Annotated in this window: 25 protein-coding genes; 3 read left to right on the top strand and 22 right to left on the bottom strand. The window is 54.2% G+C overall.

The window, feature by feature from the left end:
• Positions 1-27 precede the first annotated feature (27 nt).
• The 15 genes from DNH61_RS22895 to ald form a co-directional block, all read right to left on the bottom strand.
• Entirely contained in the window at positions 28-1641 is a 1614-nt protein-coding gene (locus DNH61_RS22895) for a spore germination protein (RefSeq protein ID WP_425452303.1), read from the bottom strand.
• A 52-nt stretch (positions 1642-1693) separates the two neighbouring features.
• The gene (locus DNH61_RS22890) at positions 1694-2146 is read right to left on the bottom strand and encodes a stage V sporulation protein AB (RefSeq protein ID WP_245948302.1); all 453 of its coding nucleotides are present in this window, start codon (positions 2144-2146) and stop codon (positions 1694-1696) included.
• On the bottom strand, positions 2115-2756 hold the full coding sequence (locus DNH61_RS22885; protein WP_111149143.1) for a stage V sporulation protein AA: 642 nt from the start codon (positions 2754-2756) through the stop codon (positions 2115-2117). The genes DNH61_RS22890 and DNH61_RS22885 overlap by 32 nt, the downstream gene beginning before the upstream one ends.
• A gap of 145 nt (positions 2757-2901) precedes the next feature.
• Positions 2902-3132 carry a hypothetical protein gene (locus tag DNH61_RS22880; protein WP_111149142.1) on the bottom strand — a complete coding sequence of 77 codons (231 nt, stop codon included), beginning with the start codon at positions 3130-3132 and terminating at the stop codon, positions 2902-2904.
• A gap of 196 nt (positions 3133-3328) precedes the next feature.
• Complete coding sequence (gene sigF, locus DNH61_RS22875) at positions 3329-4084, bottom strand: RNA polymerase sporulation sigma factor SigF (protein WP_111149141.1); 756 nt, start codon at positions 4082-4084, stop codon at positions 3329-3331.
• A gap of 20 nt (positions 4085-4104) precedes the next feature.
• Positions 4105-4551 (bottom strand): anti-sigma F factor, encoded by a 447-nt coding sequence (gene spoIIAB / locus DNH61_RS22870; RefSeq protein ID WP_111149140.1) that lies wholly within the window; start codon positions 4549-4551, stop codon positions 4105-4107.
• Complete coding sequence (gene spoIIAA, locus DNH61_RS22865) at positions 4548-4901, bottom strand: anti-sigma F factor antagonist (RefSeq protein ID WP_111149139.1); 354 nt, start codon at positions 4899-4901, stop codon at positions 4548-4550. The genes spoIIAB and spoIIAA overlap by 4 nt, the downstream gene beginning before the upstream one ends.
• 140 nt (positions 4902-5041) lie before the next feature.
• The gene (locus tag DNH61_RS22860) at positions 5042-6217 is read right to left on the bottom strand and encodes a D-alanyl-D-alanine carboxypeptidase family protein (protein WP_111149138.1); all 1176 of its coding nucleotides are present in this window, start codon (positions 6215-6217) and stop codon (positions 5042-5044) included.
• Between the two features lie 334 nt (positions 6218-6551).
• Complete coding sequence (locus DNH61_RS22855) at positions 6552-7883, bottom strand: pyrimidine-nucleoside phosphorylase (RefSeq protein WP_111149137.1); 1332 nt, start codon at positions 7881-7883, stop codon at positions 6552-6554.
• 13 nt (positions 7884-7896) lie between these two features.
• Positions 7897-8076 carry an aspartyl-phosphate phosphatase Spo0E family protein gene (locus DNH61_RS22850; protein ID WP_111149136.1) on the bottom strand — a complete coding sequence of 60 codons (180 nt, stop codon included), beginning with the start codon at positions 8074-8076 and terminating at the stop codon, positions 7897-7899.
• Between the two features lie 116 nt (positions 8077-8192).
• Positions 8193-9020, bottom strand: a complete 828-nt coding sequence (locus DNH61_RS22845; protein ID WP_111149135.1) for a purine-nucleoside phosphorylase — start codon at positions 9018-9020, stop codon at positions 8193-8195.
• A 117-nt stretch (positions 9021-9137) separates the two neighbouring features.
• Positions 9138-10319 (bottom strand): phosphopentomutase, encoded by a 1182-nt coding sequence (gene deoB, locus DNH61_RS22840; protein WP_111149134.1) that lies wholly within the window; start codon positions 10317-10319, stop codon positions 9138-9140.
• A 32-nt stretch (positions 10320-10351) separates the two neighbouring features.
• Complete coding sequence (gene xerD, locus DNH61_RS22835) at positions 10352-11245, bottom strand: site-specific tyrosine recombinase XerD (protein ID WP_111149133.1); 894 nt, start codon at positions 11243-11245, stop codon at positions 10352-10354.
• A 102-nt stretch (positions 11246-11347) separates the two neighbouring features.
• Entirely contained in the window at positions 11348-11581 is a 234-nt protein-coding gene (locus DNH61_RS22830; RefSeq protein ID WP_181438832.1) for a DUF4227 family protein, read from the bottom strand.
• Positions 11582-11721: 140 nt separating this feature from the next.
• A complete protein-coding gene (gene ald / locus DNH61_RS22825; protein WP_111149131.1) occupies positions 11722-12855 on the bottom strand; it encodes an alanine dehydrogenase in 1134 nt (377 codons plus the stop codon).
• 156 nt (positions 12856-13011) lie between these two features.
• On the opposite strand from ald, the gene DNH61_RS22820 reads away from it, so the two are divergent.
• Positions 13012-14268, top strand: a complete 1257-nt coding sequence (locus DNH61_RS22820) for a S8 family peptidase (RefSeq protein ID WP_181438831.1) — start codon at positions 13012-13014, stop codon at positions 14266-14268.
• A 100-nt stretch (positions 14269-14368) separates the two neighbouring features.
• On the opposite strand, the gene fur is transcribed toward DNH61_RS22820, so the two are convergent.
• The 4 genes from fur to DNH61_RS22800 form a co-directional block, all read right to left on the bottom strand.
• Positions 14369-14827, bottom strand: coding sequence for a ferric iron uptake transcriptional regulator (gene fur, locus DNH61_RS22815; RefSeq protein WP_111149129.1), 459 nt, complete (start codon positions 14825-14827; stop codon positions 14369-14371).
• A gap of 110 nt (positions 14828-14937) precedes the next feature.
• Positions 14938-15564, bottom strand: a complete 627-nt coding sequence (gene spoIIM, locus DNH61_RS22810; RefSeq protein WP_111149128.1) for a stage II sporulation protein M — start codon at positions 15562-15564, stop codon at positions 14938-14940.
• 100 nt (positions 15565-15664) lie between these two features.
• Entirely contained in the window at positions 15665-16882 is a 1218-nt protein-coding gene (locus tag DNH61_RS22805) for an endonuclease Q family protein (RefSeq protein WP_111149127.1), read from the bottom strand.
• A gap of 1 nt (position 16883) precedes the next feature.
• The gene (locus DNH61_RS22800; RefSeq protein WP_111149126.1) at positions 16884-17453 is read right to left on the bottom strand and encodes an NUDIX domain-containing protein; all 570 of its coding nucleotides are present in this window, start codon (positions 17451-17453) and stop codon (positions 16884-16886) included.
• A gap of 181 nt (positions 17454-17634) precedes the next feature.
• Here DNH61_RS22800 and mciZ point away from each other — a divergent pair, with 181 nt between their 5' ends.
• Positions 17635-17802, top strand: a complete 168-nt coding sequence (gene mciZ / locus DNH61_RS22795; RefSeq protein ID WP_111149125.1) for a Z-ring formation inhibitor MciZ — start codon at positions 17635-17637, stop codon at positions 17800-17802.
• 173 nt (positions 17803-17975) lie between these two features.
• Here mciZ and DNH61_RS22790 read toward each other — a convergent pair whose 3' ends face one another.
• A complete protein-coding gene (locus DNH61_RS22790; RefSeq protein WP_111149124.1) occupies positions 17976-19106 on the bottom strand; it encodes a M20/M25/M40 family metallo-hydrolase in 1131 nt (376 codons plus the stop codon).
• Between the two features lie 72 nt (positions 19107-19178).
• Between DNH61_RS22790 and prli42 the strand changes: the two genes are divergently transcribed.
• Positions 19179-19277, top strand: coding sequence for a stressosome-associated protein Prli42 (prli42, locus tag DNH61_RS27280; RefSeq protein WP_181438830.1), 99 nt, complete (start codon positions 19179-19181; stop codon positions 19275-19277).
• On the opposite strand, the gene lipB is transcribed toward prli42, so the two are convergent.
• Together lipB and DNH61_RS22780 are read right to left on the bottom strand one after the other, a co-directional pair.
• Positions 19233-19955 (bottom strand): lipoyl(octanoyl) transferase LipB, encoded by a 723-nt coding sequence (gene lipB, locus DNH61_RS22785; RefSeq protein ID WP_111149123.1) that lies wholly within the window; start codon positions 19953-19955, stop codon positions 19233-19235. The genes prli42 and lipB overlap by 45 nt on opposite strands.
• Before the next feature lie 27 nt (positions 19956-19982).
• Positions 19983-21320: a dihydrolipoamide acetyltransferase family protein gene (locus DNH61_RS22780; protein ID WP_111149403.1), complete on the bottom strand. Its 1338-nt coding sequence runs from the start codon at positions 21318-21320 to the stop codon at positions 19983-19985.
• Positions 21321-21341: the final 21 nt, after the last annotated feature.

The raw sequence follows: 21341 nt of genomic DNA, 5'->3' as shown, positions 1-21341 counted from the left end.
GCTCCTGCTGCTGTCAGCCTGCCGGCCTCATTTCGGCTTGAACAGCACCGTCCGCTTCCGCTGCTTGAGGAACGGGCGTCTTAGGATCAATTCGCCGAGCGCTCTGCGGTTAAATGGAATGAACGGCCACAGGTAAGGACGGTTGAACGAACGCTCGACAGCCAGCAGAACAATCAGCAGCGTACAGCCCAGCATGAAGCCTGGAATCCGGAATGCCGCCACGAGCACGAGCAGGACCAGCCTGACAATCCGGTTGGCCAGACCCAGCTCATAGCTGGGTGTAGCAAACATGCCGATAGCTGCCACCGCCATGTACAGAATAACTTCATTGATGAACAGTCCTGTCTTGACGGCTATGTCGCCAATCAGGATAGCCGAGATCAGCGACATGGCTGTGGCCAGCGGTGTTGGCGTATGGACCGCTGCCATTCTCAGCAGGTCAACGCCGACTTCGACAAGCAGAAACTGCAGAAGCAGCGGTATTTTCCCCGCATCGGTCGGACCGATGAAGCCCAGGGCCGGCGGCAGAAGATTCTCTTCCACAACGAGCAGGAACCACAGGGGAAGCAGGAACATTGACGCCAGAATCCCCGCGAATCGGACCCACCTCAGGTAGGTTCCGATGAATGGCGTCTGGCGGTCCTCCTCCGCATGCTGAGCCATCTCGAAGAAGGTTGTCGGCAGCAGCATCACGCTTGGAGACGTATCGACAAAGACGGCTACATTGCCTGCCAGCAGCTGTGCTGCGACCACGTCGGGACGCTCGGAGTAGCGGACCAGCGGGTAAGGGTTCCAGCCGCGCTTGACTGTCGCTTCCTCCAGCTGCTTGTCTGCGAGCGGAATGCCGTCAACCTCCACCCCGTTAATCTTCTTCTTGACGGAATCAACCAGCTTATGATCTGCAATATCATCAATATACGCGATGCATACATCCGTCTGGGTTCGCTTACCCACCTTGACCATCTCATAACGGAGATGCTTGTCCCTCAGCCGGCGCCGCACCAGCGAAATATTGATCATCAGGGTTTCCACAAACCCGTCTCTGCTGCCCCGGACAACCCGCTCAAGAGTCGGTTCCTCCGGCGTCCGCGCCGGGTAACTCTTGGCATCAATGACCAGCACGGCCTGTTCCTTCTCGATGAATAATGCCGAGCTGCCCGCGAGCACCGCATCCAGCATTTTATCCTGCTTCGTCACCTTCTCCACCTGTATGGCGGGAATATACAGCTCCAGGAAGGATTGAACCGCATCGGTGGAAATCTGTTCTGACTGCAGATAGGTCAGCCGTTTTAGCACCTCCGTCAGGATCGTATCCTTCGCAAAGCCGTTCATGAAGAACAAAGCCGTCTTCCTGTCGCCGAAGGTCATCTCACGAATCACAACGTCGAAGCTGGCTCCAAACCCGACCTGTTCCTTGAGCAGCGCCCGGAAGTCTTCCATTGCGGATGGAATGCTAAGATCCTCCTGCTTTTGTTTATTCTTCTTCGCCGGAGGCTGCTTGCGGACACGGTGCTGCCGGATAATCATGGTCTCCGGGGAACCAGACGAATGCTTACCCGGCTCCTGCGGAGGCTTGCCATCCACCGGTCTCCCGTTCTCATGCTCCTGCTCATGCCCTTGCCCATCCTGCATATCTGCCATATGTATCCCTCCATCTGTACAATTGTGAACCTTTAAGCCGCCTGATTGCCGGCTACCATTGATAGATCAGCCATTCAAACAGGGAGCCCACCGTTTTTCCAAGCACCATAGCCATGACAAGACCAAGCATATACCGGGATAAATGAAGCCGTTTCGCCATGATCGGCAGTACATTGATCACTTCAGTCAGCGCGGCTGCCAGCATCCCGACAAACATGCCGTCCAGAAGTCCGACAAGCATCAACGGATACGTTGCGGGAAGCCCCGCTTTCCAGCCAAAAAAATCAGCCAGGGACCAAAACACAGAGCCAAAGACAATGGCAGTTTCGAACCAGACTGCATGCCGGTAAGCTCTGGCAAGCTGGGCAAGCCGCGGAATCAGATCCAGTATGACAAGCAAGGCTACCATCCCGCTCCCTACTGCCACACCCCCTGAGAGCCCGATGAACAGTACGACGACCCGTGTCATCAGCTCATTCATCCGCTCCGCTCCGTCCGGCTGCATTCATCTTGCCCATCTCATCGGCAATCACGTACGCATTCACATTCTCCTGATACGTGAAGAGCTCAACCTCCAGCGGACTCGGCTCTTCGTTAAACCGTTTGCGGAAGATATGGTTGAAGAACAAGGACATGCCAAGCCCGATACCAGCTGAATAGGGGATCTGAAACCACAGCGGGTGGGCATCCGCAGAGCCGGTGATCAGCTCGGTAATCCGCACATGCACCTCCCGCATGCTGACATCCGCATGAAAGTTCATGATAGCCAGCCCGGCACCGAAGAACAGGAGAAGCCACGCGAACACAAGCACCGTAATCCGCGGCTTAATGGTCTTCATATCGATCATAACGAGGACCTGGGGATCACCATAATATTCAACCGGCAATCCGGGCTTAACAGTGTGAATAAGGCGGATGATGTGAAGCATATCAATGACCATACGGTTGCCGTCTTCGGGCTTATGGCGGTATATTTCCAAATCGGCAAGCTCCTTCTCCACGCCCGCTTCGGACAGCATTCGGGATACCGCTCCAAGCTTCACCTGTTCACCGGGACAGATAGCAATCCGCTTGCGGAGCCTCACATATAGAGTTGCGTCTGGCGGTGCTGCCATACTGCATCAGTCCTTGGTTTCTTTTTCCCGTATAGTATGAGATGGGAAGTTCAGATATAATCATGATCCGTCAGGTAAAATAAGGAAAAAGACTGCCTGAGTCGAAATTTCCATTTCGCTCAGACAGCCCTTCAGCGGATTACTATTAGCTCATTGCCCCAACCTGCATCTGACCGGTACGCACCAGGAAGTAATAATGCTTACGGCAGTATCCTCTGGCAACTGACGGCTCCTCGCAGCCGCTTCGCATGCATGAAGCCTTGGGCGGCCTGCTGTAATGAATGTCTCCGTGTCTGCGCATCCGCTGATGATGCATGGCACACAAGCCTTTAGCCTTCACCGTCTTGCAGCAGCCTTCCACCCTGCAGATATCCATAATCAACCGCTCCCCCTTGTTTTTTAACCTAGATCATTAATTCCATTCGATTCCAATATTCGGTTCCCGATCCCAACCGGATGAGTTACTCTCATTATGGGGCCTTATTGTTATAAAAATATCGCCTTAATTGTTAGGAAAGTGTCAGTTATTCAAATATGTCTGCATCGTCTGAAAAAAGAAAAAACAGACCGCGCTACTGCGCGATCTGTTCCCGTATCGTCTGTAATATCTTCTTCTCCAGCCTGGACACCTGCACCTGGGATATTCCAAGCCTGCTCGCCACCTCGGACTGCGTCTGGTCCCGGTAGTACCTGAGATAGACAATCAGCCGCTCCCGTTCGGACAGCGTTTCAATAGCCTCGCTCAGCGTCAGCTTGTCAAACCATTTTTCCTGGCTGTCATCCGCAATCTGGTCCATCAGCGTTATCGGATCGCCGTCATTCTCGAATACGGTCTCATGGATGGAAGCTGGCGGCTTGTTAGCCTCCTGGGCAAACACCACATCCTCCGGGCTAATCCCCAGATGCTCTGCCACTTCGCCGATCGTCGGCTGGCGGCCCAGCACCTTGGACAGCTCATCCTTGGTCTTGCGGACCTTGTTGGCCAGCTCCTTCAGTGACCGGCTGACCTTGAGCGTCCCGTCATCCCGCAGGAACCGCTGTATTTCTCCGATGATCATCGGCACAGCATAGGTTGAGAACTTCACATCGTAGGACAGATCAAACTTGTCCACCGATTTCAGCAGCCCGATACAGCCGATCTGGAACAAATCCTCTGGCTCATAGCCGCGGTTCATGAAGCGTTGGACAACCGACCACACAAGACGGATATTGCAGTTAACAAGCGTATCTCTGGCACTGGTTTCTCCAGTCTGACTTAAGGCAATCAGCCTTTTAACTTCTGCGTCATCCAAAAACGGCTGCGTGTTCTGTTTCAAATCGACTTCCATGAGGCCCAACCCCTATGCGCTTAATTAAAAAGCGCCTTTTTCGATTCGATGCGCTTGGTCATCACGATCTGCGTGCCGGTTCCCTGCTCGCTCACGACTTCAAAATGATCCATGAAATTTTCCATAATCGTAAATCCCATGCCGGACCGCTCCAGCTCGGGCTTGGACGTATACAGCGGCTGGCGGGCCAGGTCAAGATCCTCAATCCCGCCCCCGCTATCCTTAACGGCAATGGATACCGTATCTCCTTCAATTGCTGCTTCAATCGTCACGACACCCGCAGGATCACTGTTATAGCCGTGAATAATGGCGTTGGTTACGGCTTCCGACACCACAGTCTTCAGATCATTCAATTCCTCCATTGTCGGGTCCAGCTGGGATACGAAGGCGGCAACTGCAATCCGTGCAAAGGCCTCATTCTCTGAGCGGCTGGCAAACGATAAGGTCATATGATTGGATCCGTTCATGATACGACCTCCAGACTGGTCAGCGCTAAGCGCTCGTTATCGTGTATTGTCAAAATCTTGAACAGTCCCGACAGTTCAAAAAGGCGGTGGACGGCAGGGTTGACATCGCACACGACCATCTTGCCCCCGCGGGATTTCAGCAGCTTATAGCGCCCGAGAATCACACCAAGCCCTGAGCTGTCCATAAACAGCAAATCCTTCAGGCTTAAGATCACATGATCGCTGCTTCCCCGGAGAATCGCTTCCTCCATCTGCTGCCTGACACTGTCAGCCGTATGATGATCGAGCTCGCCCTTCAGCCGGACGATCAGCACGTTGCGGTAGTGTTCCAGTTCAACCTGCAAACGCATAATTCTGTTCACTCCTCCCCTTGGATAGAACAGAGATTTCTACGTTTTACCTGTCCTTTCCTGCCTCCCGACAAAACTAGAAGAAGGTTGCTACGAGGTGACAAGAAACGCTATGCCCGCAGCTAACGTAAGTCCTTGTTTCAAGTGAACAGCTCGGTACAGGTACGCTTGAAGAGCGTCCACCATCCAGCCTTCTCAACAGACTGCGGCGCTTCTACCGCAAACTCCGTAAGTACCTTATCCCCTTGGAAGACAATCAGCTTGCCGATCGGCTGTCCAATCTTGACCGGGGCGGACAGGTTGGCGTCAAGCCGCAGCTCGTGCCGGATGTCCTCGGTTTTGGTACCTTTCTTGAGCAGGATGCTGTAAGGATGCTTCGCGACCAGCTTCAGTTCTGCTACTGAGCCCTTAGCAACACGGACAGTGCCGATTTCCTCGCCCTTCTTCAGGATCGGCAGGTTCGAATATTGGGCGAACGCATAGTCAAACATCTGCGATACCTCTGCATTGCGGGTCTTGGTATTCGGTTCACCCATGACGACGGCTATAATCCGGAACTGATCCCGCATGGCTGTTGCCGTCAGACAAAATTTCGCCTCGCTCGTATAGCCGGTCTTTAAACCATCGGCACCGCTGTAGAAGCGGACCAGCTTATTCGTGTTCACGAGCCAGAACGGCTTCTCCGAATCCTTGCGCAGATAATCCTGATATAAGCCCGTATATTTCGTAATTTCGCTGTGCTTCAGCAGCTCTCTTGACATAACGGCGATATCATGAGCGGACGAAAAATGGTTTTCTGCAGGCAGTCCGTTCGCATTCGCAAATTGTGTGTTCTTGAGGCCCAGCTGAGCAGCCTTCTCATTCATCAGCCTTACAAACTCCTGCTCGGTGCCGGCCAGCTTCTCCGCCATTGCAACCGAAGCATCATTGCCGGAAGCGAGCGCAATGCCCTTCAGCATATCATTGACCGTCATTTCCTCGCCTGGCTCCAGGAAAATCTGCGATCCGCCCATCGATGCAGCATACTCACTGGTAGCGACTTTGTCAGTCAGCTTAATTCTGCCTTCATCCAGCGCTTCCATCACAAGAATCATCGTCATCACTTTCGTAATGCTTGCCGGCGGCAGCTTATCGTGACTATTCTTCTCGAATATAATGGTGCCGCTGTCAGCATCCATCAATATGGCAGATCTGGCTGACGGAGCAAGGTCTGCTCCTCCAGCGCCCGGCTTCGGCGCTTCCTCTGCCATCACAGCAGCAGGCATGGCAGCCATAACAGCCAGCAGCAGCGTAATCGCCGACTTTATTCTCTTCATCGTACAGTCCCCTCCTGGTAAGTTGCGGCGGAACATCCGCAATTTGGCTATCGTTCTTCTTTTCCATTATCGACCAGCTGTGACGGAAATATTCCATTCCCTATATGAAAAAGAATGATCCAGCCAGCTTAAGGCAGTAGGAGAAGATGGGGTTGTGCCTGTCACGGCGAGAGCCCACACCAAAAGGGAGCAGTCCCGTAAGCCATCACAGATGACCAGGGATGCCCCTTCCTACCAGTTGAAGGTGTAGGTTTAACAACAAAAACAGCCGGTCAGGATACACTCCCGACCGACCGTTTAAGAGTTACAGTCTCTTCCTATTACTGCTCTCATACTATCCGAAACGTTCTATTCCATCCTTAGTAACAACAGACAGCACAAGCGGTCTTGCGGATGCCGGCGCGTCAGCGATCAGGAAAGCATCCCGGACGGCTTCAGCCACCCTGCTCTCCGCCGCTCCGTCTTGACGGGCATGAAGCAGGGCGATGACATCCCCCTGCTCCACGCGGTCACCGAGCCTGCATGTCAGCTGGATGCCGACAGCATGGTCAATCTCCGCTTCCTTGGTAGGCCGCCCTGCACCGAGATGCATAGCAGCAAGTCCAAGTTCCTCCGCTTCAATTGCTGTTATGTAACCCGCTCTGGCTGCCTTGACTTCAAGCTGGTATGGTGCCTTCGGAAGCAGCTCTGTATGGTTCACCATAGCCGGGTCACCGCCCTGTGCAGCGACAAACTCACTCATCTTGGCCAGTGCTTCCCCGCTCTGGAGCTTCGACTGCACGAGCAGCCGGGCTTCCTCAAAGGACTGCGCCTTCCCGCCAAGCACAACCATATGAGCCGCTAAGGTCGTACACAGCTCCTCCAAGTCCTTCGGGCCGCTGCCGCGCAGTGTCTCCACTGCTTCGGCCACCTCGAGCGCATTGCCGATCATATATCCTAGCGGCTGGTTCATATCACTGATGACCGCAACTGTATGCCTGCCCGTCTCCGTGCCGATTGCCACCATAGCCTGAGCAAGCCGCTCAGCATCTTCTACAGTCTTCATGAAGGCTCCGCCGCCCGCCTTGACATCCAGCACGATGGCATCTGCCCCGGCCGCTATCTTCTTGCTCATTACGGAGCTTGCGATTAGAGGCACAGATTCGACTGTAGCTGTTACGTCCCGCAGGGCGTACAGCTTCTTATCGGCGGGTGCCATGTCACCGCTCTGTCCGACAACGGCAAGCCCCAGTTCATTGACCTGCTTGATAAACTCCCCAGTCGTAAGCTCGGTACGGAAGCCGCGGATCGATTCCAGCTTATCTATAGTTCCGCCTGTGTGGCCAAGTCCTCTGCCGGACATCTTGGCAACCGGTACACCTGCAGATGCTACAAGCGGTCCAAGGATTAACGTCGTCTTATCGCCTACCCCGCCCGTACTGTGCTTGTCCACCTTAATGCCAGTGATCGCTGACAGATCCAGCTGATCGCCCGAGCGGGCCATAGCCATGGTCAGCTCCGCTGTCTCCGCTGCGGTCATTCCTCTAAATACGACAGCCATAGCCCAAGCAGCCATCTGGTAATCCGGCACTGTTCCTGCACTGTAGCCGTCGATTAAGAACGAAATTTCCTCAGCGGACAGCTCTAATCCGCTCCGCTTGCGTCCGATAATGTCTACAGCCCGCATCCGTTTATTCCTCCTAAACAGACGTTTTTTTCATCTGAGACGCCCGTTTTTCAACCATAAACTGCACGATTAATCCGTCAAGCGACTGACTGAGCCGCAGCACCTCTTGATGCTGAATATTCTGGTTGCGGTGTGCCGCCGCATTCATTTTGCCCCGCAGCCTCTCCATCTGCAACAAAATCTGTTTATTCAATACGTTTCACTCCAATATCCCTTAAAAATTTCACAAGGGACATTATACGACGGTTGCTGGACAAAGGATGTCACAATGAGTCGAGCCTAACGTAACAATTTATTTACAAATTGCGACTAAAGGGCCGGAATAACACCGAGCACGAGTCCCAAAAACCGAGATTTTACGCGTTCGGTCGTCTCCATAACCTCTTCGTGAGACAGCGGCTGGTCCAAAATGCCGGCTGCCATGTTGCTGATACATGAAATACCCAGCACTTCGATGCCCGCATGACGGGCTGCAATTACCTCTGAGACGGTTGACATTCCGACCGCATCGGCTCCAAGTGTCCGGAGCATCCGGATTTCCGCTGGCGTTTCGTACGACGGACCAAGCAATCCTACATAGACACCTTCACGCACACCAAAGCCTTGTGCTTCCGCTGTCTCTCTTGCCAGCGCACGGAACTTGCGGCTGTAGCACTCGGACATATCAGGGAATCTTACCCCCAGCTCGTCGTCATTCGCTCCGATGAGAGGATTGCGGCCAGTCAGGTTCAGGTGGTCCGATATCAGCATCAGATCACCCGGCTCAAATCCAGTATTGACTCCGCCCGCTGCATTGGTGACGATCAGCTTGTCAGCCCCCAGCGCCTTCATCACGCGCACAGGAAATGCGGTGAGCTCCGGGCCATAGCCTTCATACATGTGGAAGCGCCCGCGCATCATGACCACTGGCCGGTCGGCCAGCTTTCCAATCAGCAGTTCACCGGCATGTCCTTCTACTGTTGATACAGGAAAATGCGGAATATCCTCGTAAGCGATGGTGACCGCATCGGTCACATGGTCGCCCAGCACGCCAAGACCAGAGCCCATAATGAGACCAATCTCCGGTTTAACCGTAGTACGTGAGCGGATATAATCCGCTGCTTCTTTAATTTGAACTGCTGCTTTTATCTCAGTCATGCTCTGTTCCTCCATATCTCTTCTATGTCTATGTAAAGCTGTCTATCAAGTCTGACGATTGCCAGCCACATGTTTCCGCATCGAATAGTATCCTATCTCCTTGGCAGGCCTAAACCATCAGCTTGGATTCGTTAATTCAGACAGGAAGCTCCGGCCATTACCGGTTCCTGCCACCCCAAAATTGGCGGCAATGGTTGCAGCGACATCCGAGAAGGTCTCTCGCACGCCCAGCCGGACATTCTTCAAGCGGGGATTATAAGCCAACAGCGGTACATACTCCCGTGTATGATCTGTACCTGCGTGCACCGGGTCGTTGCCGTGATCCGCCGTTATGATCAGCAGGTCATCCTCCGTCACCCGCTCCAGCAGCCGGGGCAGCTCCTGATCGAACTCCTTCAGAGCTCCCGCGTAGCCTGCCGGGTCTCTGCGGTGTCCGAACAGCGAGTCGAAATCAACCAGATTCGTGAAGAGAAGGCCGCTGAAGGACTTGTCCATCAGTTCAATTGTCCGTTCAATGCCATCGGCATTGCTCTTCGTCGGATAAGAGGCAGTAATACCTTCTCCGCTGAATATATCGTTGATTTTGCCGACGGACCACACATCAAAACCACCGTCCTGCAGCGCGTTCAGCACAGTCGGAGACGGAGGCGAGACAGCATAGTCATGGCGGTTGGAGGTTCGCTTAAACGAACCGGGTTCGCCCACATAAGGTCTTGCTATGACCCTTCCGACCGCGTACGGCTCTTCAAGCGTCAGCTCTCTGGCAATCTCGCAGGCCCGGTAAAGCTCCTCAAGCGGAATGATTTCCTCATGTGCCGCAATCTGGAACACGCTGTCAGCAGATGTGTACACAATCCATTCCCCTGTTTCCATCTGCCGGCGGCCCAGCTCATCCAGAATTTCCGTACCGCTAGCCGGTTTGTTGCCGATTACCTTGCGGCCTGTTCTCTCCTCAAAGATACTCAGCAGCTCGGCAGGGAACCCGTCCGGAAAGGTGCGGAACGGTACATTGATCCGGAGGCCCGCCAGCTCCCAGTGCCCAGTCATGGTATCCTTGCCCACAGAAACCTCCGCCATCCTGCCGTATGCAGCAAGCGGCTCTGCAGCAGGATTCCAATCGCCGATCGGGGCGATATTCCCAAGGCCAAGCTTGCGCAGATTAGGCAGATCAAAACCGCTTACCTGCTCTGCTATATGTCCCAGCGTGTGCGCACCGGCATCACCGAAGGACGGAGCATCCGGAAGCTCGCCAATCCCCACACTATCAAGAACAATTACGGTCATACGTTTAAATTGCATTGCCTTCACTCCAACCTTGTGTTCTCCAATCGCTACTTCGCCCGCGGATGAGTCTGGTCGTACACATCCTTCATTCGCGAACGCGTAACCTGGGAATAAATCTGCGTCGTCGAAATATCCGCATGTCCGAGCATTTCCTGAACAACACGCAAATCTGCACCATTCTCAACCAAATGGGCTGCGAAGGAATGACGCAGCGTATGCGGCGTTATTTCCTGTTCGATGCCGCTTTCCCGGGCGTATTTCTTAATGATTTTCCAGAATCCCTGCCTCGTCATGCGTGTCCCCAAGTGGTTAAGGAACAGTGCGCTTTCCTCCCGTCCAGGCTTGGCAAACCTGCTGCGCGCAGCAGCGATGTACTCGTTCATTGAGCTTGATGCTACCTTGCCGAGCGGAATGATCCGTTCCTTGCCGGAGGCCCCCATGCAGCGGACAAAGCCCATATCAAGGTTGACATCGCTTATGTCCAGTGCGATCAGCTCGCTGACCCGGATTCCGGTAGCGTACAAGAGCTCAAGCATGGCCTTGTCCCGGACACCCCCAGCCGTTTCCGGACCCGGAGCGTCCAGCAGTCTCCCGATATCCGCTATCGATATTACGCTTGGCAGGCGCTTCTCCTGCTTGGGGGTTTCCATGTGAACGGCCGGATCACTCGTCAGTACCTGCGTAAGCACGAGGAATTTGAAGAACGCGCGGATTGAGGACACGGTCCTGGACAGCGTCGCCACCGCACGGCCCGACTGCTTCAGATGCAGCAGATACTTCGCTATATGATGCTTGCGCACATGATCGGGCAGGATAAGGCCATCCTCGGCAGCATACTCGAAGAACATCGACAAATCCCGTTCGTATGATTCAATTGTCGAACGCGACAAGCCGCGTTCCTCAGACAGATAACGGACAAATGGCTGCAGCTGTTCCTTCATGAAGACATCCTTTCTGATGCAATCTCTCTGTCCTTTATCCTCTCATAATTCAACACGCCGCCTGTAATATCCTGCCGATTGAAGTCAATATTTATGACTGGCCTACTCACCGATCCAGTAGAACCACCAGAGCCTTTCACGAAAGCTGAATTCCGACACCGATCCAGTCCGGTCTCCGAATACCTTGACGGCACTGCCCTGCGGTACGGCATAGGGCTCAGGTGTATGCACCCATTCGGTCACAAGCCGGAGTGTGAAATACAGAAGCAGTGTGAGAAGCATAAGTGAGAAAACAAAGAACAGCCGCCTGACAACCTTACGCAGTGATACTACCATAGCAATTCCCCCAGCATCAGTGATGGGACGGTTCGTCCTTATCCCACCATATGTGGATGCCCGGCTCGTTATGCGGTGCAGTTGTACCAGCGGCTGACCATTTATCATGATGAAGCTGACCGTTCCGCTGAGTCCAGCTCTCAGCTGGCACCGCCGTTAGCAAGAAGATTCTCTACCGGCACATAGCCGGCTCCTGCCGCTTCGGCCACCCCGGGATGTGTAATATAGCCTTGATACGTGTTAACGCCCTTGCGCAGCGGAACATTATCCTGCACCGCACGGTGGAAGCCCTTGGTTGCCAGTTCAAGAGCATAAGGAAGGGTAACGTTGGTTAATGCGAGTGTAGATGTCCGCGGAACGGCCCCCGGCATGTTGGCTACTGCATAATGCAGCACCCCATGTTTCTCGTAGACTGGGTCCTTGTGCGTGGTAACCCGGTCGATTGTCTCAATCGTGCCGCCCTGGTCAACTGCAACATCTACAATGACCGCTCCCTTCTTCATTGTCTTGACCATCTCCTCGGTAACCAGATGAGGGGCACGCGCACCCGGGATCAGCACCGCGCCAACGAGCAGATCAGCCTTCCGGACTGCATTAGCTATATTATAGCTGTTAGACATCAGGGTATGGATGGTTCCGCCGAAAATATCATCGATATAGCGCATCCGGTCCGGGCTTCTCTCGAGTATAACGACACTGGCTCCCATGCCGAGCGCCATGCGGGCCGCATTCAAGCCGACGATGCCACCACCGAGTACGATAACCTCAGCGGGCGGAACGCCCGGCACACCGCCCAGCAGAATGCCCCTTCCCCCATGGAAAGCCTCCAGGAATCTGGCTCCGACCTGTACTGCCATCCTGCCCGCAACCTCACTCATCGGAGTCAGCAGCGGAAGCCCGCCATTATCAAGCTGGATCGTCTCGTAAGCGACCGCTGTGACCCGGTTATCGGTTAGAGCCTTCGTTAACGCCGGCTCGGCTGCCAGATGCAGATAAGTAAACAGCAGCTGCCCGGGTCTGAAATAAGCATACTCCTCAGCAAGCGGCTCCTTGACCTTCATAATCATATCCGCCTGCTTCCATACCTCGGAGGCTTCCGGAATAATCAATGCGCCTTCTTCAATATAGGCCTCATCCTCAAACCCGCTGCCATCCCCTGCTCCTGCCTGGATCAATACTTCATGGCCTGCATGACGTAAAGCCGTTACGCCTGCGGGCGTCAAGGCTACTCTGTACTCGCTGGATTTTATTTCCTTTGGAACACCTATCCGCATGATCATTTCCTCCTTAAATGTCTTCCTGTGAAAACCTCATATGGATACCTTTGCCAGAGCATCACCCAATTATGTGCGCTGCGGTAAATTGGCCCAGGTTCGCTGCACATCTGCCTACATACTATGTCATTAGACCGGAATTGTGGAGGGGAAACGATGAATTCATTAAGTCAACTTATCAGCAGCTGTGCATGCCGGAGCAGGAACCGGCATGGGGAACGCAGGCTGTTTGCCTTCAAGAGCCTGCGCAGCTACAGAACCTGCCTGCGTGAGCTGAGAACTGCCGGTTACCGACCTCACAAGCAGCTGGACGAACAAGGAATATTCAGCCTCACAATCGATAAGCGGAGAAGCTTGCGTGAGATAGCCCGGCACACCGGTATCAGGTATGTCGAGAAGGATGTAAAAGCAAGGGCTCACAGCTTGCGCAGGAAGACGCCATCCATCCGTGCTTCCGGTAATACGGGCCGGGCCCCCTGGAATATCCAGCAGGTTCAGGCTCCACTGGTATGGCCGCTCACACGAGGCAGCGGGATACGCTTGGCCGTCCTGGATACGGGGATTGCCGCTCATCCCGACCTTAAGATAGCGGGCGGGATCAACACGATCAACGGCCGTTCCTACCGGGATGACAACGGCCACGGTACGCATGTGGCCGGTATAGCGGCAGGGACCGGATTCAAACGGCTAAAGGGAATGGCTCCCCGAATCTCTCTATATGCCGTTAAAGTACTGGATGAGTCAGGGAGCGGATATGTATCCGATATTGTGGAAGGAATAGACTGGTGTATCCGCAACCGGGTGCAGGTAATGAACCTTAGCCTCGGTCTGCCTCCCGGAGAAGACAGCCAGGCTCTTCGGGAAGCCGTGCGCCGGGCCCTCCGGCATGGTATAGTCATTATCTCCTCGGCAGGAAATGAGGGCAAGTCTGCGGAGAGCCTGGATGCACCGGCCAGATATGCGGGCGTCCTTGCCGTAGCCGCCTCCACGAAGAAAGGCAAGATTGCCGGCTTCAGCAGCCGGGGAAGCGGGCTGGCATGCGCGGCTCCAGGCTTAAATATACGCTCCACATGGCTCCGCGGCGGCTATAAGACAATGTCGGGCACCAGCATGGCAGCCCCCCATGCGGCTGGCGGCGCCGCTCTTCTGCTTGCAAGAATGCCAAGATTGCTGCCTCATCAAATAAGCAGAGCCTTTGGTATCAGCGCCAAGAAGCTTGGCTTCAACGTTCGGGCACAGGGCGCGGGCCTGCTTCAGACCGCCGACGCTCTTATGCGGGCCAGGGCCGCTGCCAACCGGGTTGTACAGCGCCCAGGGAGCCAAGGTCAAGCCTGCCGCCAGCTGATCCGAAAGCCCTTCGGCGGCCGTAATCGTCCCACTCCAACACTGTTCATTCAGCAGGGCAAACGATGAAGCGGATTCGGACGCTGCAAGCAAAAACTCCTGGGAGTGTACCGGCAACATGCCGGTCACTCCCAGGAGTCTATCAAATGACACTTCTTATAATAACTTCTCAGCTACCCGGTTGATTATTCTTGTCCCTGCAGCGGCTGCAAATTCCATGGAAGTCAAGCCGATGATCAATGACTTGAAAACCATATTCCTGTTCCAGCCGTTCTTCCAGCGGACCAAGCCAATCATCCATAATTTCATCCATTGCACCGCACTGCACACAAATCAAATGATGATGATGATGCTTGTTGCTGTCGGTACGAAGATCGTAACGGGCCACGCCGTCGCCGAAGTTAAGCTTCTCTACGACATGAAGCTCACTTAACAGCTCCAGAGTCCGATAGACCGTCGCCAAGCCGATTTCCGGTGCTTTCTCCTTCACCAGCATGAAGACGTCCTCCGCACTTAAATGATCCTCTTCGTTCTCGAGCAGCACACGTACGGTTGCTTCCCGCTGCGGGGTTAGCTTGTAGCCCTGCGACTGAAGCTGCTGTTTGATTTTCTCGATACGGGCTTCCATAATTATTCCCTCCGCGCTTCCATGCACCGTTATGCCAGACAGTTGCTTTCATTATAGGGGCTAACAGCCGGGAAAGTCAAACCTTTTACTAGAAAATAGGAGGACGGCCCCTAGACCAGATAGGGAGCCGCCCAAGCAATAATATGCGGAGACAAATAGACTTCCACAAGCGCTGCGCCCCACAGAACCAGAAGCAGCAGCAGCGAAGCGGCAGTATGCGACAGCAGCGGCTGTACAAGGTCGCCTCCCTTGCCGATCAGCCTCTGCCTGATCACATAAAGCGAGAAGGTTAGCCCTGATACGCTCGCCATCACAAGCGCGGGAATGACGATAAGATTTGGCGGCGCGATCGAGGCAAGCGCGAACAGCAGCCCCTTCCATTCATGCTGGCTGATCAGGGCACCTACAGAGAACCCGATTAGCACGCCCTTCATGAAATCCAGCGCGAGTATGACAGGCAGTCCGACGACCGTTATACCGAGCAGCCAGATCAGCAGCAGCCACTTGCCATAGAAGAATGCCCGCTCACGAAGCGAGCCGTCAGTCTCTGGCATAATTCCCGCTTTGAACACTTCCGCATAATGGCTGACTTCCCCTGCCAGCACCTCCTGCTGCTCCAGTGTCAGCGCATTAAACATCAGGGTCCCGAAGACAACGCCCACAACGAAGAGCACGATCACAAACACATATAAGGTCAGGCTTTCCCTGCCGGAGCGAAGCCATTGTACAGGGTTCATCTGCCGTTCTCCCTTCTTGTCCGAACTGTCTGCTACATTGTATGACGTTCGTCCAAGCGGTATGCCCCTGTGCAGGATAGCCATACTGGCCAAAAGAAATTTACTTCCTCACCTTCCCGTATTTGCCGCCGCCCCCAGCCTCAAGATTGAGGCGGCCTTCTCTGGCCGCAATAATAAGCCCTGCCGTCTGCAGGCCTGCCTCATCAGCAAGCTCCTCCTTGCCCGCGGTGTGCAGCACGTCCATCTCTGTACCGAAGCGCTGCAGCAGGCGGTCGAGCAGCTTCGGTCCTACTCCGGGGACAAATTCGAGGGGAACCTGGTACCGGTAAGGCGGCCGCCCGCTATGTACTACTGCCGGCTGCTCCCTGCCCATCAGCCTGCCCAGTTCTTGAATCCGGTCCATGACTCCGCTCACCAGCTTCGTGCTGCCGCAAAGAGAGCATCGCTCCGGCTGGCGGTCCTGCCCTCCCAGATCAAGACCCGACTCACAATTGAGGCAGTAGGTCTTATGATATTTGCCAAGCCGCGGATTTAAGCCGTAGTTAGCGGCAATCCTCCTGCCCTCCTTGCCCTCCAGGGCCATCCGGAAATCCGCAAATGATGGCTTGCCAAGCAGCAGTTCATTATACTCACGGCCAATCTTGGAGAGGGAATGCGCATCCGAATTCGTCAGGAACGGGTAACCATCCAGCTCAGCTACGTAACCCGCCATTTCCGTATCCGCACTTAAGCCAAGCTCGACTGCAGACACTGCCGCCGGGTCAAGCACCTCTGGAATTGAATTCGTACAGCTGCCATACAAGCTCTTGTGGGGAGTGAAAATATGAGCGGGAATAAACAGACCGCCCCTGGAGAGCGCCTGCTCCTGCAGTTCCCTGCCCGTTACATAAATGCGCTGGGAGCTGAGCATGACATTGCGCATATAAGCGCCCATCCATTCCGTCCATGCTTGCATGCGATCAAAGTCTGGCATGAACACCAGATAATGTGCCGGGCCTCTGCCAGGCTCCTTCACCTCGATTTCACTGCCAAGGAGCAGGGTCGTATCCCGATACCCGATGCCTCCGCCTTCAACCTCAGACATTTCGCCAGCCTCCAGCAGCCCGGCGATGTCCCGCTGGACACCCGGCGAGTGGGCATCTATGACGCCGAGCAGCCGAATCCCTTTGCGGACTGCCGCCTCATGGGCGATGTTGCGGAATGTAAGGCCGCGGCTCGCGCTGATCTTAACCGGTTCACCTTGGTCTGTGCTGCCAATATGAATATGCATGTCGGCATAGACCGTTTGAAGATGCTCTCCGCCCTGCTGCCGTGTCATATCAGATCGTTCCAGTCAGCCGGTACAGCTGCCATGCCTGCACCGCCATCATTGTTTTCGCATCGCTGATCCGGTCTTCACGGATATACTGCTGAGCCTGCTCGAAGCTGATCGCATCCACGGCGAGAAATTCATCCTCGTCCAGCTGCAGCGAGCCCTTCTCCAACTGATCCGTAAAGTACAGGTACAGCTTCTCATCGGCAAAGCCCGGTGAAGTGAAGAAGGCGCTGACCAGCTTCATCGAGCCTTCCTTGGCCTTGTAACCCGTCTCCTCTTCCAGCTCGCGGTAAGCCGCCTGAATTGGGTCCTCTCCTGGATCGAGCTTGCCTGCCGGGAGCTCAACCTGAAATTTCTCGAGCGGCTTGCGGTACTGCTCCACAACCAGCAGCTTATCATCAATCAGAGCCATTACTGCGGCAGCCCCGGGGTGCTTAACGATTTCGCGTGTTGCCGTTTCACCATTGGGCAGCTGCACCGTGTCCACCTGCAGGGTGATCATCCGCCCGTTGAAGATGTGGTCTGTCTTGATTGTTTTCTCCTGCCACTGCTCTGATTTGCCGAATGTCGTCATCGTATCTTTCGCTCCTTGCCGGCTAATACCGGTCCTTGTATTGCCCTCGGCAGTCTGTTGTCCGTTCACACCTAGCATTAACGTACACACTGGCTGTCCAACAAATTAGCATTCGAGGGATAACTTGTCCATCTTGCGCATATTGATCATTATACCAAAACAGGACAGGGGTTGAAAAAAGATGAAACAATATCTGGATGATAAGGGTCTCCGCCTGGTCGGCAAGGCATGGGAAATCCGCCATCAGCTGCGCAAGCTGACCGGTCCGGCCGCCGACAGCCGCAAGCTCCGTGAAATGCTTGGAAAACCTGCGGGACCCGCTGTCAGCGAGTTGAACCGCGGCAGCTAGCCAGCCGTTACCTACAATGGCCAGATGTGTGAACGTCGCCAGTTATCAAAAAAAGGCACTCCCCCGCCAGCAGCAGCTGCTGCCAGCTTAGGAAATGCCTTCATTATTTACATAAGCAGCCAACAGGCTAATACTCGCTTCCTGGTTGCTTTTTGGGGGGTTACACTCTAAGCTTACTTCTCTTCAGCCGCAAGCTTAATGAGCTGCACGACCAGCTCAGTTGTCTTAACCAAATCCGCAACCTTGATCTGCTCTTTGGTTGTATGAATATGCTCATACCCGACCGCAAGATTGACCGTCGGCACGCCAAGTCCATTGAAGATGTTGGCATCACTGCCTCCGCCTGAGTGGAAGGTTCTTGGTGTGCGCCCAATCTGCTCAATAGCCTTCTTCGCCAGCTCGACTACCGGATCACCATCCGTATAGGAATAAGCCGGGTAGATGATCTCGCTCTCAAACTCGGCTGTCGCGCCGTAGTCAGAGGCCGCACTTTCAAGCGCTGTCCGCATCGATTCAATCTGAGCGTCCAGCTTATCCTGCACAATACTTCTCGCTTCTGCATCAAGCTTTACATAATCACAGACAATGTTCGTTGCGCCGCCGCCCTCGAAACGACCAATATTAGCTGTCGTTTCTTTGTCGATCCGGCCCAGCTTCATGCGGGAGATGGCCTTGGCGGCCACCTGAATTGCACTGATACCGTCCTCCGGGTTTACACCGGCGTGAGCCGACTTGCCTATGATCTTCATGTCGATCTGCGCCTGCGATGGAGCTGCTACAGCGATATCGCCGATTTGTCCATTGGAGTCAAGAGCATACCCGTATTCTGCCTTCAGACGGGCAGGGTCCATTACCCGGGCACCATGAAGGCCCGCTTCCTCGCCTACCGTGATAACGAATTGAACCGGTCCGTGAGCGATCTTCTGCTCCTTCAGCACCTTGATTGCTTCCAGCATCGCAGCGATGCCTGCCTTGTCGTCAGCGCCCAGAATGGTTGTTCCGTCACTGCGGATATAACCGTCATCATCCAGCTGCGGCTTAATGCCGGCGCCAGGTGTTACCGTGTCCATGTGGGAGGTGAAAAAGATAGTCGGCGCATCCTCTGTGCCGCTTGCTTCCAGCATAATGAAGAGATTGCCCGCTCCATGCCCGGTCTTCTCCGCAGCATCATCCTCCTCGACCTGCAGGCCAAGCTCGGCAAACTTTTGTTTCAGCACCTTGCTTATTGCCTGTTCATGCTTCGTTTCACTGTCCACTTGGACAAGTTCCATAAATTCGTCCACAAGACGTTTCTCAGAGATCATTAGCTTTCCTCCACTATGTAATATCGTATACAATAAGAGTCGTAACCCTTCCCTTGAAAGGAGTGCGGCATCATGCACAATCGCAAATGGCTGCGCATTACAGCTATCATTCTCGTCGGTGTTATGTTAATTTCCACCGTCATGATGAGCATGTCCTGGTTCTTCTACTAAACCATTCGAATGCTTGTTGAATATGCGGCAGAAGTGCGGCAGAATCTCTTCTGCCGCCTGTCTGACCGGCATAGTCCTCCCCGTCAGATCCTCGAAGGAAGTCACACCATAAGATTGAATTCCGCATGGAATGATGCCCTGAAACCCATCCGCTGCAATCCCCGCCTTCAAATTCAAGGCGAAGCCGTGGCTTGTTACGAAGCCCTTGCGCCTGCGGCTCTTGTTGAATTTGACGCCAATTGCCGCTATCTTCACATCGCCGACCCACACGCCTGTATATTCCGTCTTCCTGCCGCCTTCTATTCCGTATCCGGCAAGCCAGTCGATCATCACCTGTTCCAAATTACGAAGATAAGCGTGCAGATCCAGTCCGGCAGCATCCAGATACAAGAGCGGGTAACCAACCAGCTGGCCAGGGCCATGATAGGTAATATCGCCGCCACGGTCAATCTGATGTACGGCAATTCCGCGTGCCGCAAGCTCTTCCTCGCTGAGCAGCAGGTGCTCCGGATGCCTCTGTGACCCAATCGTATACGTTGGCGGGTGCTGAAGCAGCAGAAGCTTCTCAGGAGCTTCCTCCAGATCAATCTGCCGGACAAGCGATTTCTGCAGGTCCCAAGCCTCGCCATAGCCTAACATAGGTATGTAGATGCTGTCCAACCGGTTAGCTTCGCTCATAGTCGCACCCTCTTTTTTTGTCAATGTTTAATACAGCTTCGTCTCCAGATTATAACCTTCCAGGTTGTCCTTCACACGCTGCAGGAACCGGCCGCAAATCACGCCGTCCAATATCCGGTGGTCAAGGGACAAACACAGATTAGCCATCGAACGAACCGCAATCATGTCATTGATGACAACCGGACGCTTCACAATGGATTCGAATGTTAAATTAACAGCCTGCGGATAGTTGATAATCGGGTAGGATAGAATCGAACCAAATGAGCCCGTATTATTGACTGTGAAGGTTCCGCCCTGCATATCGGCTACTGTCAGCTTGCCTTCCCTCGTCTTGCGGGCAAGCTCATCGATCTCATGGGCAAGGCCCGCAATATTCTTCTGGTCCGCATTATGGATAACCGGTGTCAGGACGGACTCCTCCGTACCCACCACCAGCGAAATGTTGATATCGCGCTTGACGATGATTTTATCGACTGCCCAGATCGAGTTCATGATCGGGTAATCTTTAATCGCATTAACGACTGCCTTGATCAAGAACGCCAGGTAGGTCAGATTAATGCCTTCCCGCTTCCGGAATTCATCCTTAAGCTTGTTGCGAAGCACAACGAGGTTGGTAACATCGACTTCAATCATCGTCCAAGCATGAGGGATTTCCGTTACGCTCTGCCGCATTCTTGTCGCGATCGTATTGCGGATCGGAGTGACATCGATAAAATATTCACCCTTGCCGGGTACCGACTGCTGCTCAACCTGTACGTCAGGAAGACGCGGCGGCTCCGACAAGTGCAGGCCCGAGGAGCGTACGCTTGGAAGCTTGGTCTCAGCCGGTGCAGAAACCGCCTGTTCTGCAGGCTTGCTGGACTGCTGCTCTGCGGCTCTTGGTTCATTCTTCGCGCGAGCACCCGACTCCACATAGGCAAGGACATCCTTCCTTGTAATACGACCGCCAATGCCTGAGCCGCGAATTTCCGTCAGATCCAGATTATGCTCAGCCGCAAGCCGCTGAACAGCAGGCGAATATCTTCCGCGCATACTTTGATCCTCCGCAGCTTCGCTGGTGGTTACAGCTGCTCCGGCAGGCTGTACTGCTGATACTCCAGCCGTACCTGTCTCATCAGCTGTTATGCTTTCCACCAGACAGATTGGCGCGCCTACAGGAATCGTCTCCCCTGCGCCCGCTAATATCTTGACAAGCTTGCCCGCAACTGTTGACGGCAGCTCAGCATTCACTTTATCTGTAATGATCTCGCAAATCGGCTCATACATCTCGATCTCATCGCCCGGCTGCTTCAACCACTTATCAATCGTTGCCGAAACAAGCGACTCCGCCAGCTGCGGCATGACGATTTCCGTTACCGATTTCATCATTGCTCATCCCCTAATACC

The organism is Paenibacillus sambharensis (assembly GCF_003233845.1).
Taxonomy (GTDB): Bacteria; Bacillota; Bacilli; order Paenibacillales; family Paenibacillaceae; genus Paenibacillus_I; species Paenibacillus_I sambharensis.
Note: the sequence above shows the minus strand (reverse complement) of the source record. Positions and strands in the feature narration are given on the sequence as shown.